The sequence below is a fragment of the Pseudarthrobacter sp. IC2-21 genome (assembly GCF_034048115.1).
Lineage (GTDB): Bacteria > Actinomycetota > Actinomycetes > Actinomycetales > Micrococcaceae > Arthrobacter > Arthrobacter naphthalenicus.
Map to the genome: position 1 here is coordinate 592023 of NZ_CP139145.1, position 16387 is coordinate 608409.

The 16387-nt window shown below is 65.4% G+C and carries 14 protein-coding genes; 2 read left to right on the forward strand and 12 right to left on the reverse strand.

Translation table 11 applies throughout. The annotated features are described in order from the left end of the window. Positions 1–7: 7 nt before the first annotated feature. The 9 genes from SBP01_RS02825 to SBP01_RS02865 all read right to left on the reverse strand — a co-directional run bounded on the left by SBP01_RS02825 (position 8) and on the right by SBP01_RS02865 (position 9352). Positions 8–1024, reverse strand: coding sequence for a sugar phosphate isomerase/epimerase family protein (locus SBP01_RS02825; protein ID WP_275214115.1), 1017 nt, complete (start codon positions 1022–1024; stop codon positions 8–10). A 1-nt stretch (position 1025) separates the two neighbouring features. Further along, positions 1026–2222, reverse strand: a complete 1197-nt coding sequence (locus SBP01_RS02830) for a Gfo/Idh/MocA family oxidoreductase (RefSeq protein ID WP_320537409.1) — start codon at positions 2220–2222, stop codon at positions 1026–1028. 10 nt (positions 2223–2232) lie between these two features. Further along, positions 2233–3354 carry a Gfo/Idh/MocA family oxidoreductase gene (locus SBP01_RS02835; RefSeq protein WP_320537410.1) on the reverse strand — a complete coding sequence of 374 codons (1122 nt, stop codon included), beginning with the start codon at positions 3352–3354 and terminating at the stop codon, positions 2233–2235. Further along, complete coding sequence (locus SBP01_RS02840) at positions 3351–4100, reverse strand: sugar phosphate isomerase/epimerase (RefSeq protein ID WP_320537411.1); 750 nt, start codon at positions 4098–4100, stop codon at positions 3351–3353. The genes SBP01_RS02835 and SBP01_RS02840 overlap by 4 nt, the downstream gene beginning before the upstream one ends. A gap of 43 nt (positions 4101–4143) precedes the next feature. Beyond that, positions 4144–5037: a carbohydrate ABC transporter permease gene (locus tag SBP01_RS02845; RefSeq protein ID WP_275214119.1), complete on the reverse strand. Its 894-nt coding sequence runs from the start codon at positions 5035–5037 to the stop codon at positions 4144–4146. Beyond that, entirely contained in the window at positions 5037–5993 is a 957-nt protein-coding gene (locus SBP01_RS02850; RefSeq protein ID WP_275214120.1) for a carbohydrate ABC transporter permease, read from the reverse strand. The genes SBP01_RS02845 and SBP01_RS02850 overlap by 1 nt, the downstream gene beginning before the upstream one ends. An 11-nt stretch (positions 5994–6004) precedes the next feature. Then, a complete protein-coding gene (locus SBP01_RS02855) occupies positions 6005–7330 on the reverse strand; it encodes an ABC transporter substrate-binding protein (RefSeq protein WP_275214121.1) in 1326 nt (441 codons plus the stop codon). Between the two features lie 100 nt (positions 7331–7430). Beyond that, positions 7431–8240, reverse strand: a complete 810-nt coding sequence (locus SBP01_RS02860) for a hypothetical protein (protein WP_320537412.1) — start codon at positions 8238–8240, stop codon at positions 7431–7433. Next, positions 8237–9352, reverse strand: a complete 1116-nt coding sequence (locus tag SBP01_RS02865) for a Gfo/Idh/MocA family oxidoreductase (protein ID WP_320537413.1) — start codon at positions 9350–9352, stop codon at positions 8237–8239. The genes SBP01_RS02860 and SBP01_RS02865 overlap by 4 nt, the downstream gene beginning before the upstream one ends. Before the next feature lie 171 nt (positions 9353–9523). On the opposite strand from SBP01_RS02865, the gene SBP01_RS02870 reads away from it, so the two are divergent. Beyond that, entirely contained in the window at positions 9524–10753 is a 1230-nt protein-coding gene (locus SBP01_RS02870; RefSeq protein WP_275214125.1) for an ROK family transcriptional regulator, read from the forward strand. A gap of 1 nt (position 10754) precedes the next feature. Here SBP01_RS02870 and SBP01_RS02875 read toward each other — a convergent pair whose 3' ends face one another. After that, positions 10755–11714, reverse strand: a complete 960-nt coding sequence (locus SBP01_RS02875; protein WP_320537414.1) for a D-2-hydroxyacid dehydrogenase family protein — start codon at positions 11712–11714, stop codon at positions 10755–10757. Positions 11715–11874: 160 nt separating this feature from the next. Between SBP01_RS02875 and SBP01_RS02880 the strand changes: the two genes are divergently transcribed. Beyond that, the gene (locus tag SBP01_RS02880; RefSeq protein ID WP_275214127.1) at positions 11875–13071 is read left to right on the forward strand and encodes a CynX/NimT family MFS transporter; all 1197 of its coding nucleotides are present in this window, start codon (positions 11875–11877) and stop codon (positions 13069–13071) included. A gap of 176 nt (positions 13072–13247) precedes the next feature. Here SBP01_RS02880 and aceB read toward each other — a convergent pair whose 3' ends face one another. Beyond that, on the reverse strand, positions 13248–14900 hold the full coding sequence (aceB, locus tag SBP01_RS02885; protein ID WP_275214128.1) for a malate synthase A: 1653 nt from the start codon (positions 14898–14900) through the stop codon (positions 13248–13250). Between the two features lie 94 nt (positions 14901–14994). After that, a complete protein-coding gene (gene aceA, locus SBP01_RS02890) occupies positions 14995–16338 on the reverse strand; it encodes an isocitrate lyase (protein WP_275214129.1) in 1344 nt (447 codons plus the stop codon). Positions 16339–16387: the final 49 nt, after the last annotated feature.

Genomic DNA, 16387 nt, shown 5'->3' on the forward strand with positions numbered 1-16387 from the left:
GTGCGGTTCACGTGGCGGGGGCCTGGTCCTTGGAGCTGAAGGCGGCGTCGAAGGACGTGTTCGACGCCGGGAAGTCGAACTTCTTCAGCGCGGCAAGAGCTTCGGGCGCCCCGTGGAGACGGTCCATGCCTGCGTCCTCCCATTCGATGGAGATCGGCCCGTCATAGCCGATCGCCGCGAGAGCCCGGAACGAGGATTCCCAGGGGACGTCCCCGCGGCCCGCGGACACGAAGTCCCAGCCGCGGCGCGGGTCGCCCCAGGCCAGGTGGGAGCCCAGCACGGTGTTGCGTCCGGTCTGCCGGAGCTTGGTGTCCTTGCAGTCCACGTGGTAGATCCGGTCCTTGAAGTCCCAGATGAACGAGACGGGATCCATGCCCTGCCACATCATGTGGGAGGGGTCCCAGTTCAGGCCGAACGCTTCGCGGTGGCCGATCGCTTCGAGGGTGCGGACGGTGGTCCAGTAGTCGTAGGCGATTTCGGAGGGGTGGACCTCGTGGGCGAACTTCACGCCGCACTCGTCAAAGACGTCCAGGATGGGGTTCCAGCGGTCGGCGAAGTCCTGGTAGCCGGCGTCGATGACTTTTTCCGGGACGGGCGGGAACATGGCCACGTACTGCCAGATCGAGGAACCGGTGAAGCCCACCACGGTGTCCACGCCGAGGGCTTTGGCGAGCCGCGCGGTGTGTTTCATTTCCTCGGCGGCGCGCTGGCGGACGCCTTCGGGATCGCCGTCGCCCCAGACCTTGGACCCCACGATTGCCTCGTGGCGGAAGTCAATGGGGTCATCGCACACGGCCTGGCCCTTGAGGTGGTTGGAGATGGCCCAGACCTTCAGGTTGTACTTCTCCAGGACGGCGAGTTTGGACTCGACGTAGCCGGGCTCGTCCCAGCGCCAGGCGTCCAGGTGGTCACCGGAGACGGCGATTTCAAGGCCGTCGTAGCCCCAGCCGGACGCCAGTTTGGCCACTTCCTCAAAGGGGAGGTCGGCCCACTGGCCGGTGAACAGGGTGTACGGGCGGGGCATGTCAGGCTCCTTCGGTGGCGGGGACGGCTGCGGTGGTGAGTTGGATGATGGAGGATTTGGCGTTGGCGGACTCTTCGATCGCGGCCAGTACCCGCTGCACGGCCAGGCCCTCTTCGAACGACGGCGACGGCGCGGCGCCGCCGTGGATGGCGGTGAGGAAGTCCCGGATCTCGTGGGTGAAGGTGTGTTCCCATCCGATCACGTGGCCCTGCGGCCACCAGGCGTCCATGTAGGGATGTTCCGGTTCATTCACCAGGATCCGCCGGAAACCCTGTTCCCGGATGGGAACAGTGGCATCCAGGAAGCCGAGTTCGTTGATGGTTTCCAGATCGAACAGGAGGGAACCTTTGTCCCCGTAAATTTCCAGCTTCAGGGAGTTCTTCTGCCCGGTGGCCATCCGGGATACCTCCACGGAGGCGATGGTCCCGGTGTCCAGGGTCAGCGTGGCCCAGGCGGCGTCGTCGACCGTTACCTCCTCGGGGCCCTCCGCCCCGGGGCGGCTGGAAACGAAGGTGTGCAGCCGGCCCGAAACTTCGGTGACGGAGCCGCCGAGGAGGAACATGACCTGGTCGATCGCATGGGAAGCGATGTCGCCCAGCGCGCCGGAACCGGCGGTTTCCTTGTTCAGCCGCCATGTCATGGGGGAGTCGGCGTCCACCAGCCAGTCCTGCAGGTAGGCGGCGCGGACGTGCCGCACCGTACCCAGCCGCCCTTCAGCAATGAATTCCCGGGCCAGGGCCAGGGCCGGGACGCGCCGGTAGTTGAAGCCGATCATGGACTGGACGCCGCGTTCCCGGGCGGACCGGGCGGCATCGGCCATCGCTTCAGCCTGGGCCAGCGTGTTGGCCAGGGGCTTCTCCACGAGGACGTGTTTGCCGGCCTCGAGCGCCGCGATGGCGATCTCGGCGTGCATCCAGCCCGGTGCGCAGATGTCCACGATGTGGATGTCGTCCCGTTCCAGGACTGAGCGCCAGTCCGTCGCGGATTCAGTCCAGCCGTATTTCGAGGCTGCCGCCGCTACCTGCCCGGCGTCCCGGCCCACGAGCACTTTTTGCTCGAAGGCCGGGACGTCGAAGAAGGCTGCGACGTTCCGCCAGGCGTTGGAGTGGGCCTTGCCCATAAAGGCGTATCCGATCATCGCCACGCCCAAGGGCGGACCGTCCCGGGTGGTGCCATTCTTGCTGTCAGGGGAGTTCATGGCGTGGATCCTAGAGAGTGGCTGCTGTGGGGTTCCAGTCCTCGGGGAGGGCCGGGGACGTCGGGGCGGAGCTTTCGACGTCGATGAAGGTGCCCGACTCCACGGACTCCGAAATCGAGACCATGGTGTCCAGCACGTGGTAGGCGAGGTTGCCGGTCGCCCGGTGCGGCACGCCGGCCCGGAGGGCGCGTGCCATGTCCAGGACACCCATGCCGCGGCCGTTCGCCGGGCCGGTGGCCGGGACGGTGGTCCAGTCCTCGTCGCCGGCGCGCCAGAGCTTGATGTCGCCGGTGAAGTAGTTGGGGTCAGGCAGGGAGATGGTGGCCTCGGTACCGGTGATTTCCACGAACCCCATGCGGGTGCGGGGGGACTCGAAGGAGAACACGCTGTGCGAGGAGGCGCCGGATTCGAACTGCGCCATCGCGGAAACGTGGGTGGGGACCTCGACGGTGAACTTTTCGCCGGCCTTGGGTCCGGAACCGATCACGCGCACGTCCTTGGCCTTGGAACCGACAGCCGCCACCTTGCGGATGGAGCCGAAGGTCTGCACCAGGGCGGTGAGGTAATACGGGCCCATGTCGAAGAGCGGGCCGGCGCCGTGCTGGAAGAGGAAGGCGGGGTTGGGGTGCCAGGACTCCGGCCCCGGCGTCTGGAACGTGGTCATGGCCGTCAGGGGCGTGCCGATGTCCCCGCGCTGGATCAGGCGCAGCGCTGTCTGGATTCCGGCGCCAAGGAAGGTGTCCGGGGCGGTGCCGAGCCGGATGCCGGCAGCGTCGGCGGCCTTGAGCAACCCCAGGCCGGATTCGCGGTCCAGGGAGAACGGCTTCTCCGTCCAGACGTGCTTGCCGGCGTTGACGGCGGCCGTGGCCACCTCCACGTGCGCCGCCGGGATGGTCAGGTTGACGATGATTTCGACGGCGGGGTGGTTCAGTGCCAGCTCCGGCGGCCCCCACTCGGGGATGCCGTACTCCTTGGCGCGGGCGGCTGCTGCGTCTTCGAAAATGTCCGCGATGACGTGGACTTTCAGGTCGGGGAAGACCGTGAGGTTGTCCAGGTACTGCTTGCTGATGTTTCCGGCGCCGATGACGGCGACGCCCACCGGGCCTTTGCCGGCTGCTGCTTCGCGGCTCATGCGTTTGCCCCTTCGGCGGTGTTGGCGTTCAGGTAGGCGAGGCTCTCGGCGATGCCTTCGAAGATGTCGCCGGCGTAGTCGTCAAACTCCACCACGCCCACTTCGAGGGACTTGGCGGCAGCGATGACATCCAGGACTGCAACCTTCCCCTTGCCTGCCGGCAGCTGCGCCTTCGTATCCGTATTCAGCGGGCCGTCCTTGATGTGGATGAACTTCACCTTGTCGCCCAGCCGGTCCAGGACCTCCACGGGGTCCTGGCCGCCCACCGCAACCCAGTAGGTATCCACTTCGAGCACCACTGCGGGATCCAGCAGATCCGCGAAGTATTCAAACGCCGTCCGGCCCTCGATGCTGGACTCCAGCTCCCAGGCGTGGTTGTGGTAGCCAACGCGGATCCCGTGTTCGGCACCCTTCTTTGCGGCTTCGTTGAGCTTCGCCGCCGTGGCCTGGATATCTTCGGCCTTCTGCCAGTGCTCGGCCGGCAGGTACGGGTCGATGACGGTGCTGATGCCCAGGGCCTTGGCTGCGGCGAAGATTTCGTCCTGGTCCTGGCTCAGGAGCGGTGCATGGCCGGAGGGCGCGGTGAGGCCGTTTTCCTTCAGTGCCTTACCGAGTTCCTCCGCCGTCGCCACGAAGTTGTAAGGCTCAACCTGGGTGAAACCGATCTCCGCGACCTTCCGGATGGTGCCGGGCAGGTCGTCCTGGATGGCGTTGCGGAGCGTGTACAGCTGCAGGGAGTATGACATTTTGTAATCCTTTTGCGGAGTGTTCAGGAAACGGTTTGAGGGGCTAGCGGCCGGCGAGGGATCCGCCGATGCCGCCCACACTGAAATATTTGTTCAGCGTGGCGAAGACGATGATGGGCGGGAGCATCATGACCACGGCGAGGGCCATGACCGAGGTCCAGTCGGTGGCGTTCTGCTGGAAGAAGGACTGCACGCCCATGGGAAGGGTGAAGATTTCGTTCGAGCGCAGGAACACGATGGCCACCAGGTAGTCGTTCCACGCCAGCAGGAAGGCGAAAATGGCCGTGGAGAGGATGCCGGGAAGCGAGTTGCGCAGGACTACCTTCGTGAAGGATCCAAACACGGAACAGCCGTCAATCCAGGAGGCCTCCTCGAGGCTGATGGGGATCGAGTCGAAGTAGGCCGCCATCATCCACGTGGCCACCGTCATGGTGGACCCTACATAAATGATGGTGATCCCCAGCAGGTTATCCACCAGTCCCATGCCGGCGAAGAGGATGAACAGCGGCACCACCGAGGTGATGATGGGCAGGGACTGCATCACAAAAAGCAGCAGCGAGTAGCCGGACACCGCCTTGCTGCGGCCGCGGGAGAGAACGTAACCGGCGGGGGCGGCCACAGCCACGGCAACCACCACCGTGGACAGGGTGGTAATCAGGCTGTTCTGAAGCCAGGTGGCGGCGAGGGTGCCCGAGAAGACGTTGGCGAGGTTCTCAAAGGTCAGGCCGGTTGCGGTGCTGTTAGGCCCGGGCGTGAACGCGAGAACCACCGTGACCATGATGGGCACCAGCACGATCGCGGTGATGACCAGGATGGCAGTGAACCGCCACCAGCGGCCGCGATCGCCCGCGTCGGAGAGTACACGGCGTTTCTGGCCGGAGTCAGCGACTCCCAGAGCCGGGCCGGATTGGGGATGGGCGTGGACTGCAGCGCTCATTATTCAACACTCGACTTTCGGATCTGGCGGTACAGGACGACGGAGATGACCACCAGGGTCATGGTCATGAGGAACGCGATGGCGACGCCGGGGCCGGTGGCGAAGTCCTGGAAAACCGTGCGGTAGGCGAGGACCACCAGGGAGGTGGTGGCGCTGACCGGTCCGCCGCCGGTGAGCAGGTAGATGGTGGGGAAGTCGTTGACGCAGAAGATGGTCATCAGGATCCAGGAGATGTACGTGGACCGGGCGATCAGGGGAAGCGTGATCTGGGTGAACTGCTGCCAGCGCGTGGCACCGTCCATGCTCGCCGCCTCGTAAACGGTGGTGTCCACGGAGGCAAGCGCCGCCGAGATCATCATCATCATGAACGGGAAACTGACCCAGACCTTGAAGACCATGACTGTGATGGCCGCGAGATTGGGATCAGCCAGAAAGAGGGGAGTACCCAGCCCCAGGTTGCGGAACAGCGACGGAACCAGGCTGTCGGGGGTGGCCACCAGCCAGTTCCATGCCGTGGAGGACACCACAATGGGAACCACCCAGGGCAGCAGGAGCAGGACCTTGAAGGTGCCGCCGGCAGGAATCCTGGTGCGGAGCAGCAGCGCGAGCCCCAACCCCACAAGCCAGGATCCGAAGACACCCACAATGGTGAACATCAGGGTGAACTGCGCGGCCTTCCAGAACGCCGGCGAAGACAGGACCCTGGCAAAGTTGTCCCCGCCGATGAAGTTTCCGGTCTGGAGCAGGTCGCCGTCATGGGTGGCCTGGATGGCCGCGTAGATCAGGGGATAGCCGTGGATCAGGACGAGCAGGACCACGGAAGGGAGCAGGAGCCAGAAGAATGTCCTAGTGGTTTGGGCGGACAGTTTGCTCTTGCGATTGACGGTGCCGCCCCCGCCGGGAGCAATTCCCTTGCGGGCCCGGCTCAATCCCGCCGGCGCTGTGGAGGTAGTCATGGTGTGGCGCTCTACTTTTTCAGGACCGATTCGAGAGCGGACTGGAAGGTCTGCAGCGCGGTCTTGGCATCAGACTTACCAGTAATGATCGTCTGGCTGAACTGGTTCAGGGCCTGGCCGCCGTCCAGGGCCGCGAGGTTGGCATTGAGCGTGTTGCCCTGCGACGCGAACGTCTTGGCGATGGGCTGCCAGTCCTTGACGATCTTGACGTTGTTGGGGTCGGAGGCAAACTCGGGGAGCTCGGTGATGGACTTGAACACCGGCAGGGCGGACATCAGCTTCTGGCGCCACAGTTCCTTGATCTGGCCCAGGTAGTACACCAGGAATTCCTCGGATGCCGCCTGGGAGGGGGTGTTGTTGTACATCATGATGTTGTTGGGGAAGACGATGGTTGCCTTGTCCCCGTGCGGGCCCTTGATGGGGTCCGCGACGAGCAGGTCGCCGGAGGTATCGCCCACCCGCTGCGGAACATTGACCTGGAAGAGGCCATAGCCGGCCTTGCCGTCCTTCCACTGGGCGGACATGTTGTCCGTGGTGTAGCTGACGGCGGCAGGATCCACAATGCCGTTGGAGACGAGCTCCAGGACGAACTCCATGGCTTCGACGTTGCGGTCGTTCATCAGGTCGAGCTGGCCGTCCTTGGTGAAGACGCCGCCGCCGTTGTTGACCATCATCATGATCATGGAGTGGTTGGCGTAGTTGTTTCCTGACCCGGCACCGGTGGTGAAACCAAAGGCCCCCACCTTTTTGAGTGCCTTGCCGGCTTCGAGGAGGGACGGCCAGTCGGTGGGAAGTGCCACGTTGGCCTTCTCGAACAGTGACTTGCGGTACCAGAACACCCGCATGTCCAGCTGCCACGGGACGGCTACGTAGCCCTTGTCGGTCTTGAACGGGTCCAGTACACCGGGCAGGAAGTCATCGAACTTGCCATCGCTCTTCAGCTTGTCGATGACCTTGTCGGCGTACGCGATCTGGCCCTGCTGTTCGAACTGGAAGGCCTGGAAGCCGCCGCCGGTGGACACTGCCGGGCCGGTCTTTGACGCGATGGCCGAGGAGAACGTCTGGTAGAAGTTATTCCACTGGATGATCTGGTAGCTCGCCTTGCTGTTGGCTCCGGAGAAGCCCTCAGCAATCTTCTTGGCGGCGTCGTTGTAGGCCGGGGTGGCCCACGGCATATCCCAGAACTTGATGGTCCCGCCCGCACCGCCACTGCCGCCCTGTGACGCGGAACCGCCGCCGCAGGCAGCCAAAAGGGGAACGGACGCCGCTGCTGCGGTGAGGCCCAGGAATCCCCTCCGGGAGAGGGGGGAGGATGCGATGGAGGACTTGTTAAACACGATGGTTTCCTTTCAGGGCCCGGAGCGGACTGAATGCCCGGGCCCCTCTCGACAGTGAGCGGATGTTGACTTGCGGTACTGGAACTGCGGGTAGTGCGGCTTAGCGGTTGAGTTGGCTGAGAAGGGACAGGACAGTGGCGAGCTGGGCGAGGTCGTCAGGGGCCGTCCCTGCAGTGAGGTGCGCATGGACCCTCGACCAGGTGCTCCGGTGGGACGATTCGTAAAGTGTGGGAAGCGTCGTCGACCCTTCCGCGGTGACGGCGCGGACTTCAGCCGGCCACGCGGCTGCCGGGTCCGGCAGGACAATATCCGCACGGCCGGCGGCCGTCAGGATGGTGAGGCTGGCGGTGGCGGGGAGGACTGACGTGAGGATGCCCTGCAGAGCCACGGGGATCCCGTCGCCGAGGACGGCGGCCACGGTGTAGCCGTTCCGGTTGCATTGGACCATCCGCACGTTGCGGACGTCGATCCCGCACTGCACCAGCACGGCGAACTGGTCCGCGAGCAGATGGAGCGGCTCGGTGCCGGGAGCGGCCATCGCCACAGAGTCCACCAGGACCGCGTTACCAAGGGCCGTGTTAATGACGCCGCGCACCGTGTCATTCGCGGCGTCCAGCGCCACGTTCCCGGCCCACCGGCGGTCCAGCACCACAACGGCTTCGGCAGCGCTCGCCGCGGAGTTGAGCGCGGCGGGATCCTCGGCTGCGGGGCCGGACACCACAACCCCCTTGGCTCCGCCGCGGATTGCGTCCATGGCCCGGACCGTCCAACCGGCATGGCCGGCCACAGCGACGACGTCGGGTGACTCCGCCGCCGGAGCGAACGAGACCGGAAGGGAAGCGACGACGGCGGACACGGTACCCGCTGCGTCAGCCCCGGGACCCGCCGACACAGATAGTTGGGTACTCATGCATTGACCTTCTGCTCGTCATTGAGCGGTTCGGAATCATTAGTGCCTGTTTCGATGCGGTCTGTCCCGATCCGGGCTGCGGCAGCTTCGGCGATGGCCAGCGCAAACTCGAGGTCGTGGATCACGGTGTCGGCGGACGGTGGCGTGCCTTTCCCCGCCGCAAGTTCGGCGAGTTTGCGCCACTCTCCCTCATAGCCGTTGTGGCCAAAGGGGCCCAGGACGGTGACCTTCCCGGCCGTCCTGATCCGGGCTGTTGCGGAGCCGGCGTGGACATAGGAAGGAGTGAAATCGATCTTCAGGGCGGCATCGTCGCCAATTGCCTCAAATTCCCAGGACGGTTCCCACGTCCCGTTCATCGCCGCACGAAGCTCGATGCCCACGTTCCCGGCCCGCAGTGAGATGACGTAGCCAAACGGGCGGACAACTTCGGCATGCAGGACCTCGACGTCGGCGAATGCGGGAGTGAAGCGCCGCACCAGGGGCAGGTCATGGATGGCCAGGCCCATGACTCCGCCGGTAAGCATGGCCCTTATGACCTCCGGGTCATTGAAGTCGCGGGCCGGCACGGGCGCCCGGCCCACAATCTCGGTGGCAAAGTCTTCGAAGCGGGGGTTGGGCGGCAGGACAATGGTGGACCGGACGGTGTGGACCTGCTCGGGCAGGTCGCCCCAGGCCTGCTCTGCGGCGAGCCAGCCCGGATCAAAGGTGTGCATGGCGCCGACGATGATGGGCACGCCCGTCTCGGCCGAAACGGCGGAAATGCTGGCGGCTTCCTCACCGCTCATGGCGAAGGGCTTTTCACACAGGACGGCCTTCTTGCCGGCCCGGCAGGCGGCGATCACCTGTGCCGCATGGAATTGATGCGGGCTGCAGATGGCCACGACGTCCACTGCGGGGTCCGCGAGGAGATGGTCCATGCTGGTGCTGAAGTTCGCGCCCACCCTGCCGGCCACCGCTTCGGCTACACCGGCGTCCACGTCCATGATGTGCCGGACTTCCAGGAGGTGGCCCAACCGTGCGAGGGACGGCAGGTGGATCGCCTGGGTGACAGGGCCCGCGCCGAGGATTCCGACGCCGATCACTGCCGGAGATCCCGCTGCTTGGCTCGACAAGTCATCTACCTCGATGTATTAGCTGGAAGGTGTGGCGTGGGTGCCTTTGAAGTGACACCGCTCACAATCAAGGTAGAAGGACTTTTGCCGGGCGTCAAGCAAAAGTTGAAATGTAGCCGTCATTCTTTCGTGGGTGTGACAGGCGGAAGTGCTTCGTGCTATCACTGATTCATGAATCCCACGCCTGGAGTATCCGGCACAGAAGCCGGAGCAGATGCCGTCCCCGAGGGTGCAGGGAGTCTTTCCCGGGCGGGTGATCTTTTCCAGCTGCTCCGTGACGGCAAGGCACGCACGCGCGCCGAACTGGCACTGACCACGGGCCTGGCCCGGTCCACGGTGGCGTCACGCATTGACGCGCTGATCTCTTCCGGCCTGGTGGGCCCGGCCGGTGAGGCGAGCTCCAGCGGCGGCAGGCCGCCGTCGCGCTTTGCCTTCAACCCTGCCGCGCGCTCAGTGCTGGCGGTGGATGTGGGCGCGACGCACGTGATCGTCGCCGTCACGGACCTGGGCGGGAACGTCCTTTCCGAACGGCGGCTGGCGCAGGATGTCGCTGCCGGTCCGGAGACTGTCCTGGATACCGTGGCCGCAGAGGGACTGGCGGTCCTGGCCGAGGCCGGACGGACCCTCAAGGACCTGGCCGGCGTGGGAATCGGGTTGCCGGGCCCTGTTGAACATGCCACGGGCCGCCCCGTGAAGCCGCCCATCATGCCCGGCTGGGACGGTTTTGACGTTGTCCGTTACGTCCAGCGATCCCTTCCCGTCCCGGTGCTGGTGGACAACGATGTGAACATCATGGCGCTCGGTGAGCGTACGGCGCATTGGCCGGAGCACGAGAACTTCCTTTTTATCAAGGTTGCCACCGGCATCGGCGCCGGAATCATCAGCAGCGGTGAACTGCAGCGCGGCGCCAACGGAACAGCGGGCGACCTGGGCCACGTCCGGGTGCCCCGCGGCGATGACGTGCTGTGCCGGTGCGGGAACTACGGCTGCCTCGAGGCCCTTGCATCAGGGCCGGCCGTGGCTGCGGAACTGGAACGCCACGGTGTGCCCGCGCGCAAGGGCAGCGACGTCCTGAAGCTGGTCAGCGATGGCAACCTCCAGGCCATCCAGGCTCTGCGCCAGGCGGGGCGGGACCTGGGAGATGTCCTGGCGATGGCGGTGAACCTGCTTAATCCCTCCGTGATCGTGATCGGCGGAAGCCTGGGTCAGGCCGGGGAGCACCTGATGGCGGGCGTGCGCGAAGTGGTGTACCGGCGCTCCCTGCCGCTGGCCACCACCCATCTGCGTATTGCGCTGTCCGTGGCCGGGGACAAGGCGGCCATCCTGGGGGCAAGCCGGATGGTGACGCAGCACGTCCTGTCGCCCGCGGTTATCGAAGCCACGCTTCAGGCCACGGGCTGAGCTAGGGCAGGATCACCCGCACCGGTGATCCTGCCAGCCAGGCTTTGACGTCCTCAAACGCGCCGCCGTAGAACTGCCGGTAGCTCTCCTGCGTGACGTAGCCCAGGTGCGGGGACAGTACCGTGTTGGGGGTGCTGAGGAGCGGGTGGGCCGGCGGGATGGGTTCAGTATCGAACACATCCAAGGCTGCTCCCCGGATCCAGCCGTCATTGAGTGCGCGCACCAGGGCGTCCTGCTCAACCAGCGGGCCGCGGGAGGTGTTCACCAGGAGGCCTTCGGGGCCGAGGAGCTTCAACTCGCGTTCCCCCACGATCCCCTCGGAACGGGGAGAGAGCCGCAAATGGAGGGTGACGACGTCGGAATTCCTGAAAAGGTCCTCTTTGCTGACCTTCCGGGCGCCGGCCTCGGCGGCGGTCTCCTCCGTCAGGTTCTCGCTCCACGCGAGCACCTCCATGCCGAAGGCCTGGCCGAACGCCGCGATCCGCCGCCCGATTTTGCCCAGGCCCACCACGCCCAGCGTCTTACCGGACAGTTCCATCCCCACAGAGGTTTGCCAGGTGCCGGCCCGCAGCGAGCGTTCCTCCGCGGGCAGGTTCCGGGCCAGCGCCAGCAGCAACGCCCACGTCAGCTCCGGGGCGGCGGTGGGGGAGCCGGGCGTGCCGCAGACGGTGATGCCGAGGTCCTCTGCCGCGGCAACGTCAATGGCGGCGTTGGCCATGCCGGTGGTCACCAGGAGTTTGAGCCCGGGCAGCCGCTCCAGCACCGCACGCGGAAAAGGGGTCCGCTCCCGCATGGCCACAACTATCTGGAAATCGGCCAGGGCCGCGGCAACCGCATCCTCTGTTTGGAACGGCTCCCGGAAGACGGAGGTGGTGATACCGGACTTTTGCAGGGCGGACCAGTCCGCGAAACCGTGGGCCACGTCCTGGTAGTCGTCAAGGATGGCAAGCCGTTGCTGCATGTGAGGTTCCTTCGTCCGGGAGGCGGGCTGCGCGGGTTTGTGTCCAGATGATGCCGGTTCCCGTCATTCTAGGACGCCTTGTCCGGGCAAAGGCTCCCCGCCGGTGAGTCGTGATAGCAATGGGGGTGATGAAATCATTTTTATACCCTGGAGCCATCCTGTGAGCGGACAGTTGTTGGCCAAGGTTCCCAAGGCTTGGATCCTGCTCGCGTGCATCGGGTTGCTGGCGCTGAATTTGCGCGGACCGTTTGTGGCCGTCCCGCCGGTGGTGGGCGTGATCCAGGCGGAACTGGGATTCTCACCGGTGGTCCTGGGGCTGCTGACGAGTATCCCGGTCCTGTGCTTTGCCGTGGCCGCCTCGCTGGCTTCCCTGACCGCCCGGAAATTCGGTGCGGAGTTCGCCGTCACCCTGACCATCCTCGGCGTGCTGGCCGGCGTGATTGTGCGTTCGGCTGGCGGCGCGGCGCTGGTGATTGCGGGAACGGTGGTCATCGGCCTGGCGATTACGGTCGGCAATATCGCCGTGCCGCTGATCGTCCGCCGGGACTTTTCGCCGAAGCGGCAGGGCACGGCCATGGGCGTATACACGGCGGCGTTGAACATCGGTTCGTTCCTGACGTCCATGGTGACGGCTCCGCTGGCCGAGTTGGCGGGCTGGCGGGTGGCCCTGGCGTCCGTGGGCATCCTGGCCGTGGTGGCCATAGTTTTCTGGACCCTGGCGGTGGGGCCGCGCGCGGCCTTTGTTCCCTCGGACGCCGCCGTGAACGGCGGCGAAGTGCACCCGGCAGTCAAAGGATCCGGCTGGATCACCGCCGGTTTGACCGCCGGCTTCACCGGTCAGGCGTTCTCCTACTACGCTGTGACTGCCTGGCTGCCGAGCTACCTTAACGACGAACTGGGCATGTCCGCTTCCGCGGCCGGGGCCGGGTCCTCGCTGTTCCAGATCTTCGCCATCGTGGGCGGCCTCGGGGTTCCGTTCGCCGCCAAATACTTCAGTACGACGACGGTCTCGGTCGCCCTGGGACTCATGTGGATCGCCGTGCCTGCCGGGCTGATGCTTGCCCCGGACCTGTGGTGGCTATGGTCCACTTCCGGCGGCGTTGCGCAGGGCGGCGGCATCACCCTGATCTTCATTGCAATCATCAAACTCGCCAAGGACCAGGCCTCCGCGGGCCGCATGTCCGCCACGGTCCAGGGCCTCGGATACTGCTTTGCTGCCGTGGCACCGCCGCTGGTGGGCTTCGTCCACAACTCCACAGGATCCTGGACCCCGGCCCTGCTCCTGGTCCTGGCGTCCACCCTGATGTTCTTCGTCGGCACCACGTCCTCCGTACGGTTGGTGCCGAAGGGCCGCTGACCCGGCCGCGCCCCGCCGTCGTACTCCGCCTTCCCTTCCCCGCGCCCCTGCCGAAACCGCTCACCGTTCCCACACCCCCGGACGCTCTCTCACTTAATGTGGCTTAACCACGGATGCTCTCTCACTATCTTTTGCGAAGGGCGTGCCTGCCCGGCGGACGGAAATCTGGGCGGCTGCTAGGCTGCAGCCATTTCGGCCTCGGTGGCCCGTTCCCGTGCTTCGGTGAGGTACCGTGCGTAGGCGGGGAGGGTCAGGAAGGACGGGAAGTCCTGGCTGAGGGTGACTTCTTCGAAGATGTCGCGGGCGTCTTCGAAGCGGTCGCCGTCGAAGCGTTCCAGCCGTGCGAACTCTTCGTCGAGCAGTTCCTCGATCCAGTGGTGGGTGATGATTTCGCCGTGGTCGGTGATGGCGGAGGCGAACATCCACTGCCAGAGCTGGGAGCGGGAGATTTCGGCGGTGGCGGCGTCTTCCATGAGGTTGTGGATGGCGACCGCGCCGTTTCCGCGCAGCCAGGATTCGATGTAGCGGATCCCCACCTCGATGTTGTTCCGGATGCCCTGTTCGGTGATGGTGCCTTCGGTGGCGGCCACGTTGATCAGGGCGCGGTCATCGGGAGTGACGTCCTCGCGGGTGCGGTCCAGCTGGTTGGGACGGTCGCCGAGGATGGAATCGAACACTTCACGGCAGACCGGCACCAGGTCCGGGTGGGCGACCCATGAGCCGTCGAAGCCGTCGTTGGCCTCGCGGGTTTTGTCTGCACGGACTTTTTCGAAGGCATTGGTGTTGGCGGCTTCGTCCTTGCGGTTGGGGACAGCTGCGGCCATGCCGCCGATGGCCATGGCGCCGCGCTTGTGGCAGGCCCGGACCAGCTGTTCGGTGTAGGCGCGCATGAACGGCTGGGTCATGGTCACCTGGGCGCGGTCCGGCAGGACGAACCGGGGGCCGCGGGTGCGGAAGTTCTTGATCAGGGAGAAGATGTAATCCCATCGGCCGGCGTTCAGGCCCGCGGCGTGATCGCGCAGTTCGTAGAGGATCTCCTCCATTTCGAATGCTGCGGTGATGGTCTCGATCAGCACGGTGGCACGGATGGTGCCCTGCGGGATGCCGAGGAGGTCCTGGGCGAGGATGAAGATGTCATTCCAGAGCCGGGCTTCGAGGTGGTTCTCGATCTTGGGGAGGTAGAAGTACGGGCCTTTGCCCTGGGCCAGGAGGCGGCGGGCGTTGTGGAAGAAGTACAGGCCGAAGTCCACGATGCCGCCGGCGATCGGGGCGCCGTCGATGATCATGTGCTTTTCGGGCAGGTGCCAGCCGCGGGGGCGGACCACGATGGTGGGCAGTTCACCGGCGGGGCGGAGCTTGTATTCCTTGCCCTCGGGACTGGTGAAGTCGATCCGGCGTTCCAAGGCGTCGGTGAGGTTCAGCTGGCCCTTGATGACGTTGCGCCAGGTGGGGGTGGAGGAGTCTTCCATGTCCGCGAGCCAGACCTTCGCGCCCGAGTTCAGCGCGTTGATGGTCATCTTCTGGTCCACCGGGCCGGTGATCTCCACGCGGCGGTCCTCTAGGCCCGGGGCCGGGGGAGCGACGCGCCATGACGGATCGTTGCGGATGTCCTCGGTCTCCCGCAGGAACCGGGGATCCTGCCCGGCGGCGATCTCGGCCCGGCGGGTACGGCGCGCCTGCAGCAGTTCCTGCCGGCGCTCCGCGGTGGCCCGGTGCAGCTTTGCGACAAACTCCAAAGCATCCGGAGTAAGAACCTCGTTCTGCCGGCAAATCGGCTGCGCGGTGAGGGTGATTCCGTTGATGGTGAAGCTGTCTGTGAAGGTGTTCATTTCAGGTCTCCTGTGCAGGGGCCCATCTGGGTAGCAGTAAGTGTCGTTTTGAGCCTCCAAAACGACACTTACTGCTACTTACTTGGGGAAATTTTTAGTGGAACTGGCCTTCTTCGGTGGATCCCACCAGAGCCAGGGTGGATGCGTTCGGGTTGAGCGCGGTAGCGATGTCGTCGAAGTAGCCGGTGCCGACTTCGCGCTGGTGCTTGGTCGCGGTGTAGCCGCGGGATTCGGAGGCGAATTCCTTTTCCTGAAGTTCGACGTAGGCGCTCATGCCTTCACGGGCGTAGCCGTGGGCGAGGTCGAACATCGAGTAGTTCAGGGCGTGGAAGCCGGCCAGGGTGATGAACTGGAACGTGAAGCCCATGGCGCCGAGTTCACGCTGGAATTTCGCGATGGTGGCGTCGTCCAGGTGCTTGCGCCAGTTGAACGACGGCGAGCAGTTGTAGGAGAGCATCTGGTCCGGGAACTCGGCCTTGACGGCTTCGGCGAACTTCCTGGCGAGCTCGAGGTCCGGGGTGCCCGTTTCCATCCAGATGAGGTCCGAATACGGTGCGTAGGCCTTGGCGCGGGCAATGCAGGGTTCGATGCCGTTGCGGACCTTGTAGAAGCCTTCCGGAGTGCGAACCGGCTGTCCGTCTTCGCGGAGGACGAATTCCTGGTCGCGGGGATCGACGTCGGAGGTGATCAGGGTGGCTGCCTCGGCATCGGTGCGGGCGATGACCACCGTCGGAGTGCCGGCGACGTCGGCTGCCAGCCGGGCGGCGTTCAGGGTGCGGACGTGCTGCTGGGTGGGGATGAGCACCTTGCCGCCGAGGTGGCCGCACTTCTTTTCGGAGGCGAGCTGGTCTTCCCAGTGAACACCGGCGGCGCCGGCCTGGATCATGGATTTCATGAGTTCGTAGGCGTTCAGCGGGCCACCGAAACCGGCCTCGGCGTCGGCGACGATCGGGACCATCCAGTCATCGACGGTCTGGACGCCTTCGGAGAACTCGATCTGGTCGGCGCGGAGCAGCGCGTTGTTGATGCGGCGGACCACGGTGGGGACGGAGTTGGCCGGGTACAGGGACTGGTCCGGGTAGGTGTGGCCCGAGTTGTTGGCGTCCGCCGCAACCTGCCAGCCGGAAAGGTAGATGGCACGGAGGCCGGCCTTGACCTGCTGCACGGCCTGGTTACCGGTGAGGGCGCCAAGGGCGTTGGTGTACTTGCCGGTCTTGTGCTCTTCGGTGAGCTGCTTCCAGAGCTTCTCCGCACCGCGGCGGGCGAGGGTGTGTTCTTCGGAAACACGGCCGCGGAGTTTGACGACGTCGGCCGCCTTGTAGTCGCGGGTCACGCCTTCCCAGCGGGGGTTGGCCGTCCACTCGAGCTCCAGGGCGGCGGTCTGCGATTCTGCGTCCTGGCCGGACGGCTGCTGGGTGGGCTCAAATGCTGCAGTCATCGTTGATCTCCTTGGTTGAGCTCCGGATGGTGGCCGGCCGGGCTGCGTC